Annotated in this window: 18 protein-coding genes; 12 read left to right on the top strand and 6 right to left on the bottom strand. The window is 47.6% G+C overall.

Translation table 11 applies throughout. The features are described from left to right. The first annotated feature begins 36 nt into the window (after window positions 1–36). The 3 genes from odhB (at window position 37) to GWO68_RS12715 (ending at window position 4227) form a co-directional block, all read left to right on the top strand. Window positions 37–1617 (top strand): 2-oxoglutarate dehydrogenase complex dihydrolipoyllysine-residue succinyltransferase, encoded by a 1581-nt coding sequence (gene odhB / locus GWO68_RS12705; protein WP_162346835.1) that lies wholly within the window; start codon window positions 37–39, stop codon window positions 1615–1617. A 275-nt stretch (window positions 1618–1892) separates the two neighbouring features. Beyond that, on the top strand, window positions 1893–3296 hold the full coding sequence (gene lpdA, locus GWO68_RS12710; protein ID WP_162346836.1) for a dihydrolipoyl dehydrogenase: 1404 nt from the start codon (window positions 1893–1895) through the stop codon (window positions 3294–3296). 139 nt (window positions 3297–3435) lie between these two features. Continuing rightward, entirely contained in the window at window positions 3436–4227 is a 792-nt protein-coding gene (locus GWO68_RS12715) for a pentapeptide repeat-containing protein (protein ID WP_162346837.1), read from the top strand. A gap of 66 nt (window positions 4228–4293) precedes the next feature. Here GWO68_RS12715 and GWO68_RS12720 read toward each other — a convergent pair whose 3' ends face one another. After that, entirely contained in the window at window positions 4294–4896 is a 603-nt protein-coding gene (locus GWO68_RS12720) for a hypothetical protein (RefSeq protein WP_162346838.1), read from the bottom strand. Window positions 4897–5175: 279 nt separating this feature from the next. Between GWO68_RS12720 and GWO68_RS12725 the strand changes: the two genes are divergently transcribed. Both GWO68_RS12725 and GWO68_RS12730 read left to right on the top strand, forming a co-directional pair. Then, window positions 5176–5667: a CHRD domain-containing protein gene (locus GWO68_RS12725; RefSeq protein WP_162346839.1), complete on the top strand. Its 492-nt coding sequence runs from the start codon at window positions 5176–5178 to the stop codon at window positions 5665–5667. Window positions 5668–5782: 115 nt separating this feature from the next. Then, window positions 5783–6253 carry a GNAT family N-acetyltransferase gene (locus GWO68_RS12730; RefSeq protein WP_162346840.1) on the top strand — a complete coding sequence of 157 codons (471 nt, stop codon included), beginning with the start codon at window positions 5783–5785 and terminating at the stop codon, window positions 6251–6253. A 13-nt stretch (window positions 6254–6266) separates the two neighbouring features. Here GWO68_RS12730 and GWO68_RS12735 read toward each other — a convergent pair whose 3' ends face one another. After that, window positions 6267–6824, bottom strand: a complete 558-nt coding sequence (locus GWO68_RS12735) for a DUF4864 domain-containing protein (RefSeq protein ID WP_162346841.1) — start codon at window positions 6822–6824, stop codon at window positions 6267–6269. Window positions 6825–6944: 120 nt separating this feature from the next. Between GWO68_RS12735 and GWO68_RS12740 the strand changes: the two genes are divergently transcribed. The 5 genes from GWO68_RS12740 to GWO68_RS12760 all read left to right on the top strand — a co-directional run bounded on the left by GWO68_RS12740 (window position 6945) and on the right by GWO68_RS12760 (window position 11393). After that, on the top strand, window positions 6945–7724 hold the full coding sequence (locus tag GWO68_RS12740) for a phosphatase PAP2 family protein (RefSeq protein ID WP_162346842.1): 780 nt from the start codon (window positions 6945–6947) through the stop codon (window positions 7722–7724). A 51-nt stretch (window positions 7725–7775) separates the two neighbouring features. Then, window positions 7776–9050 (top strand): zinc dependent phospholipase C family protein, encoded by a 1275-nt coding sequence (locus GWO68_RS12745; protein ID WP_235942057.1) that lies wholly within the window; start codon window positions 7776–7778, stop codon window positions 9048–9050. A 172-nt stretch (window positions 9051–9222) separates the two neighbouring features. Beyond that, a complete protein-coding gene (locus GWO68_RS12750; protein WP_162346843.1) occupies window positions 9223–9657 on the top strand; it encodes a hypothetical protein in 435 nt (144 codons plus the stop codon). Between the two features lie 165 nt (window positions 9658–9822). Next, window positions 9823–10908 carry a DUF3616 domain-containing protein gene (locus GWO68_RS12755; RefSeq protein ID WP_162346844.1) on the top strand — a complete coding sequence of 362 codons (1086 nt, stop codon included), beginning with the start codon at window positions 9823–9825 and terminating at the stop codon, window positions 10906–10908. A gap of 44 nt (window positions 10909–10952) precedes the next feature. Further along, on the top strand, window positions 10953–11393 hold the full coding sequence (locus tag GWO68_RS12760) for a hypothetical protein (RefSeq protein WP_162346845.1): 441 nt from the start codon (window positions 10953–10955) through the stop codon (window positions 11391–11393). Between the two features lie 56 nt (window positions 11394–11449). Here GWO68_RS12760 and GWO68_RS12765 read toward each other — a convergent pair whose 3' ends face one another. From GWO68_RS12765 to GWO68_RS12780, 4 genes are all read right to left on the bottom strand, one after another. Beyond that, a complete protein-coding gene (locus tag GWO68_RS12765; RefSeq protein ID WP_162346846.1) occupies window positions 11450–11671 on the bottom strand; it encodes a hypothetical protein in 222 nt (73 codons plus the stop codon). An 86-nt stretch (window positions 11672–11757) separates the two neighbouring features. After that, entirely contained in the window at window positions 11758–13101 is a 1344-nt protein-coding gene (locus GWO68_RS12770; protein ID WP_162346847.1) for a lysophospholipid acyltransferase family protein, read from the bottom strand. 140 nt (window positions 13102–13241) lie between these two features. Continuing rightward, complete coding sequence (locus tag GWO68_RS12775; protein ID WP_162346848.1) at window positions 13242–13637, bottom strand: hypothetical protein; 396 nt, start codon at window positions 13635–13637, stop codon at window positions 13242–13244. A gap of 189 nt (window positions 13638–13826) precedes the next feature. Further along, the gene (locus GWO68_RS12780; protein ID WP_162346849.1) at window positions 13827–14072 is read right to left on the bottom strand and encodes a hypothetical protein; all 246 of its coding nucleotides are present in this window, start codon (window positions 14070–14072) and stop codon (window positions 13827–13829) included. A gap of 188 nt (window positions 14073–14260) precedes the next feature. Here GWO68_RS12780 and GWO68_RS12785 point away from each other — a divergent pair, with 188 nt between their 5' ends. Then, window positions 14261–14737, top strand: a complete 477-nt coding sequence (locus tag GWO68_RS12785) for a hypothetical protein (RefSeq protein ID WP_162346850.1) — start codon at window positions 14261–14263, stop codon at window positions 14735–14737. Next, window positions 14727–14927, top strand: coding sequence for a helix-turn-helix transcriptional regulator (locus tag GWO68_RS12790; protein ID WP_162346851.1), 201 nt, complete (start codon window positions 14727–14729; stop codon window positions 14925–14927). The genes GWO68_RS12785 and GWO68_RS12790 overlap by 11 nt, the downstream gene beginning before the upstream one ends. Window positions 14928–15281: the final 354 nt, after the last annotated feature.

The raw sequence follows: 15281 nt of genomic DNA on the forward strand, positions 1-15281 counted from the left end.
CGTAATTCAAATTTGTAATTCATAATTGATAAAAATATGAGCTTAGAAGTTAAAGTGCCTGCCGTAGGTGAGTCGATCACTGAGGTAACTATAGCCAAGTGGCTGAAAAATGACGGTGACCGTGTGGAGATGGATGAAGTGATTGCGGAGCTGGAATCTGACAAAGCTACATTCGAACTGCCAGCTGAAGCCGCAGGCATTTTACGTATTGTTGCGCAGGAAGGCGATACCATTGAAGTAGGTGGCGTTATCTGCAAAATTGAACAGGATGGTGCTGCGCCAGCTGCTCCGGCTCCTGCTGCACAGCCAGCTGCTGCTCCGGCACAACCAGCCGCTGAACAAGCTGCTCCAACTACTACAGTTTCTGCTGGCCAGGCCGTAGAAATGAAAGTGCCAACTGTAGGCGAATCTATTACCGAAGTAACTATAGCTAACTGGCTTAAGAAAGATGGTGACTTTGTGCAGATGGACGAAGTGATCGCTGAACTGGAATCAGATAAAGCGACATTTGAATTGCCAGCTGAAGCTACTGGTACACTACAGATCGTTGCCCAGCAGGGTGACTCAGTAGAAATAGGCGGTTTGCTTTGCAAAATTATACCGGGTGGAGCAGGTAAGGTGCAGGCAAATGCAGAAGCTAATGCGAAACAAGAAGCTGCCACCCAGCAAGTAGCAGCCCAGGCTGCTTCGGCACCGTCTGGCGCACAAACCTATGCATCAGGTACGCCATCTCCGGCTGCAGGTAAAATTTTAGCTGAAAGAGGTATTAATGCTGCAGATGTACAAGGCTCTGGTCGTGATGGCCGCATTACCAAAGAAGATGCACAGAATGCACAGGCAAGACCTGCTGCACAACCAACTGCTGCAGCTCCGGCTGCTAAACAAGAAAGTGCTTCAGTTCCTTCTGCAACAGGTGAGCGTAACTCGCGTCGTGAGAAAATGAGCAACCTGCGCAAAACAGTTGCCCGCAGACTGGTGCAGGTTAAAAACGAAACGGCAATGCTGACTACCTTCAATGAGGTAGACATGAAGCCGATCATGGACATCCGCGCCAAGTATAAAGACAAGTTTAAGGAGAAGCACGAAGTGGGCTTAGGCTTTATGTCGTTCTTCACAAAGGCTGTAACAGTAGCTTTACAGGAGTGGCCTGCCGTTAACGCCCAGATCGATGGCAACGAGATCGTATACAACGACTTCTGCGACGTATCTATTGCAGTATCTGCACCGAAAGGCCTGGTAGTTCCGGTTATCCGTAACGCAGAGCAACTTTCATTAGATGGTATTGAGAAAGAAGTTATCCGTCTGGCGAAGAAAGCGCGCGAGAATAAACTGAGCATTGAAGAAATGACAGGTGGTACTTTCACGATCACCAATGGTGGTGTGTTTGGTTCTATGATGTCTACTCCGATCATCAACGCACCGCAGTCTGCTATTTTGGGTATGCACAACATCGTGCAGCGCCCGGTTGCCATCAACGGACAAGTGGAGATCCGCCCAATGATGTACCTGGCCCTTTCTTACGACCACCGCATCATCGATGGCCGTGAGTCGGTAAGCTTCCTGGTACGCGTGAAGGAGCTGTTGGAAGATCCGATGAGACTGCTGTTAGGCGTTTAATTTATTGAGATAAAGAAGGAGGGGTAAGCGAAGCAGTTTGCTCCTCCTTTTTTTGACTGTCCCCTTGAGGACAAACAAGAACGAGAGTTCGCGGTTTGCGAGCGTAGCTCAATAGGGGTGTTTACCTGATAACGTAAAACATCCCCCTACCCCCTTCAAAGGGGGACTTTGCTCATCTTTAAAATTCCCTCCTTAGAGGGGCAGGGGTGGGTTTACAACTAGAGAGAAATCAAATACAAGAACGAGAACTATAGCTCTCCATAAAGTATAGAAAAATGAAATACGATGTTACTGTAATCGGTTCTGGTCCTGGTGGGTATGTGGCAGCAATCCGTTGCGCGCAGCTGGGCCTGAAAACCGCGATCATAGAAAAATATAATGTGCTGGGCGGTACCTGCCTTAACGTAGGCTGTATCCCTTCCAAAGCCTTGCTTGACTCATCCGAGCACTATCACAATGCAGCACACACGTTCAAAACGCACGGTATCGAGCTGAACGACCTGCAGGTGAACATGGAGCAGATGATCAAGCGTAAGGGCGAAGTGGTAAAGTCGAACAACGACGGCATTGCTTTCCTGATGAAGAAAAACAAGATCGATACCTACTATGGCCTGGGCTCTTTCGTGAACAAGAACACGATCAAGATCACAGACGCAGAAGGAAAAGAGCAGCAGATCGAAACAGACAAAACGATCATCGCAACTGGTTCTAAACCAACAGCACTGCCATTCCTGCCAATCGATAAGCAGCGTATCATTACCTCTACAGAAGCATTAACCCTGACAGAAGTTCCTAAGAACCTGATCGTGATCGGTGGCGGTGTAATTGGTCTGGAGCTTGGTTCGGTATATGCCCGCCTGGGTGCTAAAGTGCAGGTGATCGAGTACATGGATGCCATCATCCCAACGATGGACCGTGCACTGGGCAAAGAACTGCAGCGTGTGCTGAAGAAAACACTTGGTTTTGAGTTCTTCTTTAACCACAAAGTAACCGGCGCTACCAATGAAGGCGAGGTTGTAAAAGTAACTGCCGAGAACCCGAAAGGCGAAGTAGTAACGTTTGAGGGTGACTATGTGCTGGTATCTGTTGGTCGTAAACCATATACCGAAGGCTTAGGCCTGGAGAACGCTGGTGTGCAGATGGGTGAACGCGGCATGATCGCTGTAAACGACCACCTGGAGACAAACGTGCCAGGCATCTATGCGATTGGTGACGTGGTGCGCGGCGCCATGCTGGCCCACAAAGCCGAAGAAGAAGGCGTGCTGGTAGCGGAAACTATAGTTGGCCAGAAGCCGCACATCAACTATAACCTGATACCGGGTGTAGTGTATACCTGGCCGGAAGTGGCTGGCGTTGGCTTTACCGAGGAGCAGCTGAAGGAGCAGGGCCGTGCGTATAAGTCTGGTTCGTTCCCGTTCAAAGCATCAGGTCGTGCCAAAGCATCTATGGACACAGACGGTTTTGTGAAGGTGCTGGCTGATAAGAATACAGATGAGATCCTGGGTGTACACATGATCGGGCCACGTGCGGCGGATATGATTGCAGAGGCTGTGGTAGCGATGGAGTTCCGCGCATCGGCAGAGGATATTGCCCGCATGAGCCACGCGCACCCAACCTATACCGAGGCCATGAAAGAGGCTTGCTTAGCGGCTACCGAAAATCGTGCGTTGCATATCTAAGCAACTATAGTTAACTATATTAAAAACGCCACTCTGCAAAGGGTGGCGTTTTTTGTTTGTAAATATTTACCAACGGTCAGGCAACCTTTGCCATAGTTGCTACATCTATTACAGCAAACACTAAAACAAACCCACAACTATGAAAAAACCACTATACTTCCTGCTTGCCTTGTTGTTCTTGCCACTGCTAACTATAGCACAAACCAAAGTAGATGCCTCGGAGATCATCGCTAAAATAAACCGTGGCGAAGCGGTAAACTATAAACACGCTGAGATTACCGGCAACCTGGACATGACGAAGCTCAAAAACATGAAGCTGAAAAATGGAAAGGACAAAGGCAACGATACAAAAGAGTACATCAGTACGGTTACAGCACCTGTTGTTTTCGAAGACTGTACTTTTAAAGGCGATGTGCTGGCTTATTTTAACCCGGATGGCGGTATAAACATTAAAGATCAGAAAAACGAAGTGTACAACACCAATTTTGAAGAGGAGGTACGTTTCGAGAATTGCCGGTTTGAGCAGGCTACCGCTTTTAAGTATAGCCAGTTTGAGCAGAACGTATCGTTTGCGGGCAGCCGTTTTGAGGAAGAGGCTTTGTTTAAGTATACCGAATTTGAGAAAGGGGCCGACTTCAGCAAAGCTGATTTCAGAGACCTGGCCAACTTTAAGTATGTAACTTTTCCGGCAGCGCCCAACTTTAGAGGTGCTGATTTTGACGACGACGCTGACTTTAAATATGCCAAATTTGAGAACGGGGTAAACCTGCAGCAGGCAACTTTTAACGATCTGGCTAATTTTAAATATACCAAATTTTCGGCACCTGCTAACCTGAAGGGTACACGGTTTAACGGCAGCACTGATTTTAAATACACCAGACTGGGTAACCGCTCCGTAGACCTCGCCACACTGCAGGCAAGAAGCAAGTAACCGATCAGTAAAGAAGCTTTAGTTTTATGACTAAAAACGGCGCATAGTAACATGCGTCGTTTTTGTTTATTCCCTTTTTAGTAACTCTAACATTTTGCCGGCCCCTTCGGTGGGTGTAACTATAGTTAGCGGCGGTAACTGTAACCACGCTCCCCGCACCTTATTTATCAGTCCTAAATCGGTAACAGGTTTGGCTTCGCGCCTGGCAGCTATAATTGCGGCAATAGCTGTTTTAAGCGAAGTGGCTTTTACGCGTATGGTTTGGGCAGCATACCTGGCCGGGTGCAGGTGCACGTAACGACCCGGCTGCGTTCCCCAGCGTAATACCCAGTCGGTGTTATCAGACAAGTTGATGGTGCGGTAATGAGAGCCTGTTCGGGTAAGGTAAGCATGGTAGAGTTCAGCCTCCAGCAAGTTATGGTGTTGCAGGTTTAAGATCACCTCACAGGCAATCTGCACCGGGCTTAGTGCACCTATATAAAAATCGAGCTGTGAGGTACCTATACTTTGCAATGCGGTACCCACCGCCGATGCAGTACCCGTAACCTGCTCCTCTATAAAGTTTTTTATGTAGCCCAGGTGGTGCTTAAGCGGATGGAAAAGTATAGGTGCAGGCAGGTTAGCTATAGGCGCAGGCTGTTTAAAAGTAGGATCTATAGTTGGTGGCATGGCTATACTTACGGAATTTATAGGGCTCCCATCGTGCAGCTGATGTGCTGTTCAACTATAGCCTGACAGGTAAGAAACCATGGTGCCTTATACATTGCCTTTCATCAGTTTGCACAGGCAAGCGTGTAAAATTGGTAGGTATGTGGCCATGTTACTTGCACAAAAGTTCGTTGTGTTCACCCTGTTAAGTATGGCGGCTTACGGGAAAGTGTTTCATGTTTAGAACAAACAATATCCTGCATAGTAAACTAACTGTTACAACCAATAAACTAGAAAGCTATGAAGAGAACTGCTATTTCAATGTTACGCATGCTGGCCATTTGTGGCTCGCTACTCGCCTTTACCACTGCCTGCGACGACGATGACGACGACGATCTGCCTATTGTAGATGATGATATGGAATTTAACGATATACAGTTAAGCGGTGCCAACGAACGCCCCGACTCGGTAGACACAGATGGTTTTGGTACTTTTAACGGAACTTACGACGATGCCACCAACACACTGGACTATACCGTAACCTGGACGCTTGGTAACCCGCAGGATTCTGTTACTGCCATGCACTTCCACGGACCTGCCGATACAACTGCAGCTGCACCACCGGTAGTGCCGATTACAGGTTTCGATACGGATAGCGTAGGAACGTTTACAGACAGCGCAGTGCTGACCGATGACCAGGAAGATGACCTGAGAGACGGACTTTGGTATATTAACATCCATAGCGGCACCTTCCCGAATGGTGAACTGCGCGGACAGCTGATAGAAGATTAAAATATCTGACCAGCCATATACCAACGGGGCCCTTTTCTGTAAAGAGAAGGGCCCCGTTGTTTTTAAGTAAACCTGAAGCGCGTAACTTTGCAGCTCAGGTCTATAACCTTACTTTATGCAAAGCTCCGGAACGGTAACTATAGTTGATTTTGAACCAGCACACGCTGCTAAATTCAGGGAACTGAACGAAGAATGGATAACCCGCTACTTTGTTATGGAGGAGGCCGACCATAAATCGTTGGGCGACCCGCAAGGCTACATTCTGGATAAGGGCGGTTACATTTTAATGGCTAAGTATAACAATGAGCTTGTAGGTGCTTGCGCCCTTATAAACGATGGCGGCGGCATATACGAACTGGCTAAAATGGCAGTAACTCCTAAAGCACAGGGCCTTAAAATAGGTAAGCTGCTAGGCGAGGCAGCCATACAAAAAGCACGGCAGGCAGGCGCTGCCAAAGTATACCTGGTATCAAACCGCAAACTGGAAACGGCTTTAAATTTATACAAGCGCCTGGGTTTTATAGAAGTGCCGATGCCGCCCAGCATTTACGAGCGTGCCAACATTAAAATGGAGATCGAACTATAGTTTGTAGCTATAGTTAGGTCCTGAAAGTAGGCCGGTTATCTTCGAGGCGTACTACGCCAACAGTAAGCCAGCACCCTTTGTAATACCCTTTGCCCTGGCGGGCCAGCATAAACAGGTAGGCTGCCTTCTCGTTGTCCTGGGTGGTAAGTACCACTACCTGGTACGCCGATTTACCGGTTATCACCATATTGCCTTTTTTGTAAGATCTGAAGTTGAGCATGGGTTTGTACATGGGGTCGCGTACCATCAGCCTGAAATGCTCGATCGGGCCCATACTTATCTTACTTACCGGCGAAGAGAAATTGAAAACAGTAATGATGCCGCTGTCACTGCCGTCGTTTTGCTGCAGTGCTTTTAGTTGTATCTGCACTACATCCTGCGGCGAGAGTCCTTTAGAGGGGCGTAAATAACTCCAGCTGGATGCCGAAGAAGAAGCGTTTTCGGGAGTATAGTTGACGTAGCGGTTCTGGACCTGCTCCGGCGAAAGGGGCACACTGCCCACAAAAACCAGAAGCAGCAGCACGCCTACCGCCAGTAAGGCCTTGTCCACAACACTATCGAAGCCCTTCATATACACATCTACTTTATATAGTTGTCTATAGTTGTGTTTTTGTACCTTTTTCGGGGGCGATGCAACTATAAACAAAAGTGCGCGCCTGCGTATACTTTCATCAATACAACCGCCCCACACATGAAGAACCTGCTAACCTATTATATAAGCACTTTCCGGAATTGGTTTACGGGTATACCGGCTATTCAGCGCTTCCGGATGCAGCACCCCAAATTATCCGGGTTTGTAGGCGGCCGTTTTGATACGAAGCACTTTGTAGGTCTGCCCCTTACGTTGCTGTTGCTGGTTGTTGCAGTAAATATAATGCTGCTATCAGAACTGACCGAAAGTGTTGTAGATGCTGAATGGATAGTTGTAGCCGACCAGAAATTTACCGACCTGCTGTATAGTATGCGCGCTGAGTGGCTGAGCGTGGTGATGTTTGGCCTGACACAACTGGGCGAGCAGATCGCAGTTTTTGCCATTGGTGGCATCGCTACGCTCATTTTTCTGTTCCGGAAACGTTACTGGGCACTGGTTGCTTTCTGGCTTGCTATGGGCGGTGTAGGGCTTTCAGTAAGGTTCGCCAAAACATTCATAAGTCGGGCCCGCCCCTCTGATGTAGCCTATTACGAGGTAGAGCATTATTCCTTCCCGAGCGGGCACGCTACTACGGTTATGGCGCTGTTTGGCCTGCTGGCTTACTTTATTTATAGGCACAACAGCAACAAACCTTTCCGCAAAAGCATCTTCTGGCTGGCTGCTGTTTTTATTATGCTGGTAGGCTTTAGCCGCATCTACCTTGGCGTGCATTTTTTATCAGATGTGCTGGCCGGTTTTATACTTGGGTTTGTTTGGATGCTGGTAGGTATAAGCGTGGAAGAAGTGATGATGTATAGAAAGAAAAAAAGACAAGTATAGCACTATACCTGTTTTACTATACTTTTTAAAGCTTGTTTCGTAAGCAAGGGCATGCAACCTACTTACACACGCAAGCTATATTGCTTTGCCCTTATTATATTTTTCTGGATGGCCGCTGCGTCTCCTGTGGCAGCTTACGGCGTACTCTCGCACCAGGCCATTATCGATGCCGCCTGGGACAAAGACCTGAAACCGCTTCTGAAAAAACGCTACCCCAATGCCACCGAAGAAGAACTGAAGAAAGCACATGCTTTTGCGTATGGCGGGGCTATCCTTCAGGACATGGGCTATTTTCCGTTTGGCAGTAAGTTTTTTACCGACCTGCTGCATTATGTACGCAGCGGCGATTTTGTGCAGAACCTGCTGGATGAGTCAAAAACTGTAAACGAATACGCTTTTGCCTTAGGCACCCTGGCCCATTACAACGCCGATATTTACGGGCACTCGCTGGGTACAAACAAAGCGGTACCGCTGGTATACCCTAAACTGAAGCAGGAATTTGGCAATACCGTTACCTTTGCCGATAACCCGGTATCGCATGTAAAGACCGAATTTGGGTTTGATGTATTACAGGTAGCGCGCGGCAATTATGCCCCGGAATCGTATCAGCAGTTTATTGGCTTTGAGGTAGCGCAGGAACCCCTGGAGCGTGCCTTCCTGAAAACGTATGGGCTGGAGCTGGGAGATGTGTTTGTAAATGTACCGCTGGCCATAGGTTCTTACCGCTACACCATCAAAAACCTGATGCCCGACCTGACCAAAGCCGCCTGGAAAGCCAAGCAAAGCGATATAAAAGCTGCTAAGCAGGGCGCTACCCGCCGTAACTTTGTGTACCGCATGAGCCGCGCCAGGTACAACAGCAACTGGGGAGATACATATGAACGTCCTGGCTTTTTTACACGGGTAATGGCCTGGGTCATCAAAATACTGCCAAAAGTAGGACCGCTCCGGTCGCTGGGTTTTACCATGCCAACCCCCGAAGCAGAGCAACTGTTTTATAAAAGCTTTAACACTACAGTAAGTAAGTATACCGCTATGCTGCAGCACCTGCAAGGCAGCAAAACAGGTATGGAAAACATGCAGCTTGATACTGGAAAAGAAACCGAACCCGGCGAATATGCCCTCACCGACGAAACCTATACTGCATTGCTGCAAAAACTGGATAACGCCAACTATAAACACCTGACACCGGCTTTACAGCAAAATATTGTAACGTTTTATAACCATATGAAGCCCCCAAAGGAAAAGGACAGGCAGGAAGATTACGAAAAAGTGCAGGAGCAGCTGCAACGGCTGAAAGCATACAAACCGGTAGCCCAAAAGTAAGGTGTAATTTTACGGAGATGTAATTGTGAATAAGGGGAAATACTGAAAATTATGCAACCATATGTCCCGAAAACCGATAAAATAAGTCTGACATATCCGGAGCAAGGCAGGAAAAGTTGTTGAGATTCCGGTTGTAAGTCAAGTGAAACTATAACGTTAAAATAAATAAACCATGGAAAACAGACAAAATAGCTCGCAGAGCAACCAATCATTTTCGAATCAATCATCACAGAGCAATCAGCCTAATGCAAGCCAGTCTTCGCAGAGCAGCAGCCGCATTCAGAGCAACCAGCCAACTGCTTCGTCTAGCACTGGGTCAAGCATAGGTAACCAGCAAAGCGCACGTACCAGCACAAATTCACAAACAGGTTCTTCGTCGTCTAAGATCGGCGGCCTTGACATGAACACCGTAACAAGCAAGTTGCAGGAGTTTGGTACCACTGCCATGAACAAAGTGAACAGCCTGAGCACTACACAAAAAGTGGTTGGCGGTTCGTTATTGGCACTAGGTGCAGGCTGGTTAGCCATGAACCGAAACAAGACTCCGAAGAACAGAACAAACTACAATACAACAAAAACTAACAAATTCGGAAGATCATCTTCTTAATTTAAAACGATAGACTACCAAACAAAAAGCCCGGTGCAGATGTACCGGGCTTTTTGTTTGGTAGTAGGTGCGCTAACTATAATGTCAGATATTTATAGTTGCCGGTTACAAAACCAGAACTGGTCCGTAAACTTTATCTCCTAATGCTAACTATAACCCAGCTGTATGGCCAACACAATAACCTTAAACTTTGACCCGGTCCTGAGCCTGAACCAAGGCGGAAAACATGTGCGCGATGGCCTGTCTACGGTGTTGCGCACAGGCAATAACCTATGGCTCAGCTGCGACGAACGAACAACTATAGAGCGCCTGACCTTGCAAAAGGACGGATCTTTCGGAGGGCATAAATCCTTTTGCCTAAGCGATTACCTGCAACTGCCCGACCACACCAACAGCGAGATCGACATTGAAGGCATGGGCATGGAAAACAATTACCTGTGGCTGATAGGCTCGCATAGTTTAAAGCGCAAAAAGCCCCGTAAAGATGATAGTGTAGCCAAACAAATGAAACGCCTGGCCAGAGTAACCTCAGACCCGAACCGTTACCTGCTGGCCCGCGTGCCTATAGTTACAGATCCAGAAACCGGCAATTACACCATCTGCAAAGCATGCGGCGACCCAACTAACCCAACCAAAAAACTACGCGCAGCACAATTGCAAGGCGATAAAGATGGCAACGAGCTGATGGACGTTTTACAAAAGGATGAACACATTGGGCCCTACATTTCTATACCCGGCAAAGACAACGGATTTGATATTGAAGGCCTGGCGACTAGCGGCAACAAACTATACTTAGGTTTGCGCGGACCTGTTTTGCGTGGCTGGGCTATAGTGCTGGAGTTGGAGTTGGAAGATGCCAAAGATGGTTTTCTGAAACTAAAGCAACTGACACCGGAGCGGCCTTACAAAAAACATTTTCTGCACTTGAAAGGCAAAGGCATACGGGAGCTGCGCATTATGGGCGATGACATGTATATTCTGGCTGGCCCTACCATGGACCTGGATGGTGTGATAGCCGTGTACCGTTGGCGAAATGCAGTAACCGGGCAAAACGACAGCATGGTGCACACCGCAGACCTGGAGCGCCTCTGCGAAGTACCGCACGGCCACGGCCAGGAAAGCGGCAAAGACAAAGCAGAAGGCCTGGCCATTTACGACGAGCATAACCTGATGGTAGTTTTCGATAGCCCGACTGATGCCCGTAAAGTTGGTGCTCACAGCGTTACCGCCGATATCATTAAAATAAACTAAGCAGCACCCTGGAACCGTATATAACAACCTACAAACAAGAAGCTATGAAAATACTGGAAGCATTAGCAGGTGGCCTGGCAGGAGCCTGTGTTTTAACCATTGCCCACGAAAGTTTGCGAAAAGTGAATCCCGATGCCCCCCGGATGGATGTGTTAGGGATGCGTGCCATCGCTAAACTGATGAAAAAAGCCGGTGCTACCCCACCCGACGATAAAACCCTGCACGACTGGGCGATGGTAGGCGATGTGGTAAGTAACGGATTATACTATAGTTTGGCAGGTGCTGGTAAAAGTGCCTGGTGGCGCGGAACCTTGCTGGGCACCATGGCCGGTATAGGAGCCATAACTCTGCCAGGGCCACTTGGGCTGGGCGAAGGACCAAGCGAACGCACCAAAGAAACACAGGCCATGGCCGTAGGTTTGTACCTGCTGGGTGGTGTAGTGGCAGCTGTAGTTGCCCGCGCTATTGTAAAGGCGACAAAATAAAGAATTCACAGCTATAAAAAAGCCCCGGTAACTATAGCGTTGCCGGGGCTTTTACATTAGTTCTGGTCCTGGTTGCCGACATTGTCGGTTGGTGGCCTCTGAGAGCTTGTATCTACTTCTGTAGTTGCTGTGTCGGTCATGCCCTCATCCATGTCGGTTTGTGCGTTTTCGGTGTTACCAGTGTCTACGCCGGTTGTGGTTTCGGAAGAGCAGCTGGTAAGCATACCGGCAGTAAATAGTATGCCGGCGGCAAGTAAGTTTCGTGTTATCTTTTTCATAGCATTTTCATTTTTATAGTTCGGCCCGGGGCGCAATGTCTCCGGTTTTACGCAGGTTTAGGCTAAGGGTATACTATAAACTATAGTTACCCTGCTTTCTGCAGGTAATCCTGCTGCGCTTTTTCTAATAAGGTAATAACGTGCTGGCGTTGCTGACGGAGCTTAGCGATAATGTGTTGGCGGCTATAGAACAGGCGTAAAAGCAGCCAGTGGCTTTGGGTATGTTGCAGCGTACTCCAGTAATGCAGCGTAAAAAAACCACTTAACGGCAAGCTGACAAAATACACCAGCAACGCTATGCCATGCAGGTTAAGCCATTCGTGTGCCAGCCATACTTCCAGACTATAACAAATCGGGAAAGTAAAAATACCTGTAGTCAGCATAATAGGGGCAAACCATTCTTCTTCGGTGGTTACGGCACGTGCCACCCTGGCTGGCAGCAGATACGGAATATAGTTGTGCACCAGGCCAAACAGGTAAACCGGCAACCCCACGATCAGATACAACAGGCCAGCTATACTTTGCTTCATTACATCCGGGCTGGCTTTGCTGACTAAGGGGTCTTGCAGGTGCAGGCGTTTTAGTTGCAGCATGTAGTGGTTCAGGGCCTGTTTTATAGTTGCTACGCGTGTGGGGTCGGTCTGGCTAAAGTGGCTTATACTTTTAACAATGCCTTTGGTCAATACAAAATCCTGTTCGTGGGGCAACGCACTTGCAGGCACCGTTGAGGTAAGGCGGTCTTTGTAAATAGTGGCTATTTGGCGGGCAAGTTCGTCTTCTTCGTCTGTTGGTGTATGGATGATCAGCTTTTCGAGGCGGGTGCGTATTTCTTCGGTCAGGGCGAGTACAGTAGCCTGGTTATCGTGTTGGTAGGCAGCCAGGTAATCAGATACAACTATAGGCTTGCCTACATTTACAAATACATCGCTCCGGAAACGGGTAGGCGCGGTATAGTTTAACCCAACTGGCAGAATTTTTACGTCCTGGTTGCTTTGCAGGGCAGCGCCCAGGGCAATGCGGGCAGTGCCGGTCTTTATTTTGCGCAGCCGGCGCTGGTTAAAACTATTTCCCTCCGGAAAAATAAGAATGGTTTTTTGCTGGTACAGTGCGTTAAAGCTGGCAGCAAAGGCTTCGTCGTTGCTTATAGCGGTGTCGGGGTTGTCTTCTTTGCGGTTTATCGGTATCAGGTGCATCTGGCGCAATATCCAGTTCTGTAATCTCGAGCCAAACACTGTGCTTTTGGCAATAAAGTATACCGGCTGCTGCAGTTGGGCAGCAATCACAATGGGGTCCATAAAGGTGTTGGGGTGGTTAGATACTACCAGCAATGGCCCGCTAGTTGGCATCAGGTGTGCGTTGCGCACTTCTAGTTTCCGGAAAAAGAACCAAAGCCCCGCCTTGTAAAGCAGCTTCAGGAAAGTATAAAGCATGAGGTATAGCTGTAATTATACAGCAATATAAGTATTTGCAACTATAGTTTGCGGCCGGAAAGGGAAAGTACAAGGTTGGTTACAGAAAGCGCTTATCCAGTATAACAAGCTGTTAGTATAACTATAGCGCTGCGGATAAATTAAGCCGGAACCGCCGTAAGCCAATCGTAGGCCGAGGTAAGGTCATCGAAAGTGCGCACCTCGATGCAGGTTTTTAATAACGCGTAAAGTTGTTGCTGCTGGCGTTCGGTTTCCTGGTTAAAGGAGTTGATAACGGCAATTTTTTTGAGGGGAAGCCTGGTGTAGGCTTTTGCATAAACGGTAGTGGTCCAGTTCAGGTCGTCCGGCGATATGGGTTTCAGCAGCCTCCGATCCAGTACGGCGTTGGTTACCTGCAATTCCTTTATAATCCTGATAACCTGAATTAAAGCCTGCCTGTACTGCAGGCTGCTGCACCCGCCATACCATTGGGTTATCAGAACGTTGGCGCTCTGGTGATGCTCAACCTGCAGGTAATCTGTATGGAAGTATACCATGGTATATGGTTTAAATGGCTACTATAATATTAACCATAATTAATTGGTTATAAAAGCTTTTTAAGGATTATTAACAGACTGATAAAATAAGTTTTGTGGTTGGGTGCCAGAGCGTGCAGGTATACCAGCGCAGCTGTTTCGCAAACTATAGGGCTGCTAAGGCAGCTGCGCTGGGGTAAGGTTATTATTTTACTTGGTGCGCAGGTTGTTGGCATTGCTGCCGTCCAGCTCGCGTGTGTCTTTTTCGTCTTTGGCGGCTACATTGCCGGCTTGTTCTTTGCCCTCCGGTTCAGCGTCCAGTATGTCGGTTTGTTTGGGTTGTTTTATTTCCAGCTCATCTTTTTTCACGCCTTCCAGCGGTTCGGGGTTCTCGTCGGGTAAGCGCTTGCTTTCGTCGGCGTTGGTTATCATATCGTCTTCTTTCGGGGTTTCCATAGTTACAAAGTTTGGTACAGGTATAGGTACGCAAATACAGCTAATAGTTTAACCCCAACTATAGCTATAGTAGCTTTTAGAAAATAACAGAACAGTCAAAACAAAATATAATGGAAATAAGTATTTACGTTATGTATATTATTTTTTACATTTAGTAAGTTTATTTATACACTCTAAAAACTAACCTTATGACCGAAGAAAGTGCTTACCCGATACAGTTACTGCCCTACAGGTATAAAAAATATGGTGTATGGGTGCTGATAGCTGGCTTGCCTGTAGTTGGGGCTTTGGTTTACATGCTCGTAAAAACGGGTGTAGTTTCAGATACCAGGTCTTTTTTTGATGCATGGAACGAGACGATGGTGTATTACCCGATCATAACCGGCATGGCATTGCTTGTATTTTCGAAAGAGAAGCAGGAAGATGAAATGGTGCAGCACCTGCGTTATAAGGCCTTTGTAAGCGGGGTTTTCTTTCTGGTGATGGCGATACTCTGGTTGCCAGTGTTCAGTATTATAGTTGCCGCTGTAAGTGGCAATAGCGTAAAAACGCCGGATGTTGGCGGAATGCTCGGGGCGCTTTTGCTCCTGTTGCTCTATACCTACATTTCGTTTAAATACAACCTGCACCGCACCCGCAAGGCCCTGGACACTGATGAAGAATAGTATAAAAGTAGAAAGGGCCAAAAAAGACCTGACACAGGAGCAACTGGCCGAAATAGTAGGTGTTACCCGCCAGACCATTAACGCCATCGAAAAGAACAAATACCTGCCCTCCACGCTGCTTGCCCTCAAAATGTCGGCTTTGTTTGGTGTAACCGTAAATGAACTCTTTATTTTAGAAGAAGGCGATTGAGCTACGTAAACTATAGTCTGGGCTAACTATAGCTTATAAAACTATAGTTCAGGTTGCCGTCATCCCGACCAGCGATAGATATTTGGGTTTTTTCACAGACCTAAACTAATTTCAGATTTCTCCTTTCTTGTAAATGACAGTGTACGGCTCATTCGAGCATTCAAGTCCGAAAGCCCGCTACCGGGGATTTCCTGATCCCCGTATTCTGGTACAAGCGGATTAGGAAAATCCGCCTCAGCTATAGTTTCGGATTACGAAATCCAAAACAGCAGTTTAATTCAACTCCAAACTATAGTTTAATGACAGCGTCTCACAACTGTAAAAGTCGCTAAACTATAGCCCGCCAAAGCACCA

It is taken from the genome of Pontibacter fetidus (assembly GCF_010119545.1).
GTDB lineage: Bacteria > Bacteroidota > Bacteroidia > Cytophagales > Hymenobacteraceae > Pontibacter > Pontibacter fetidus.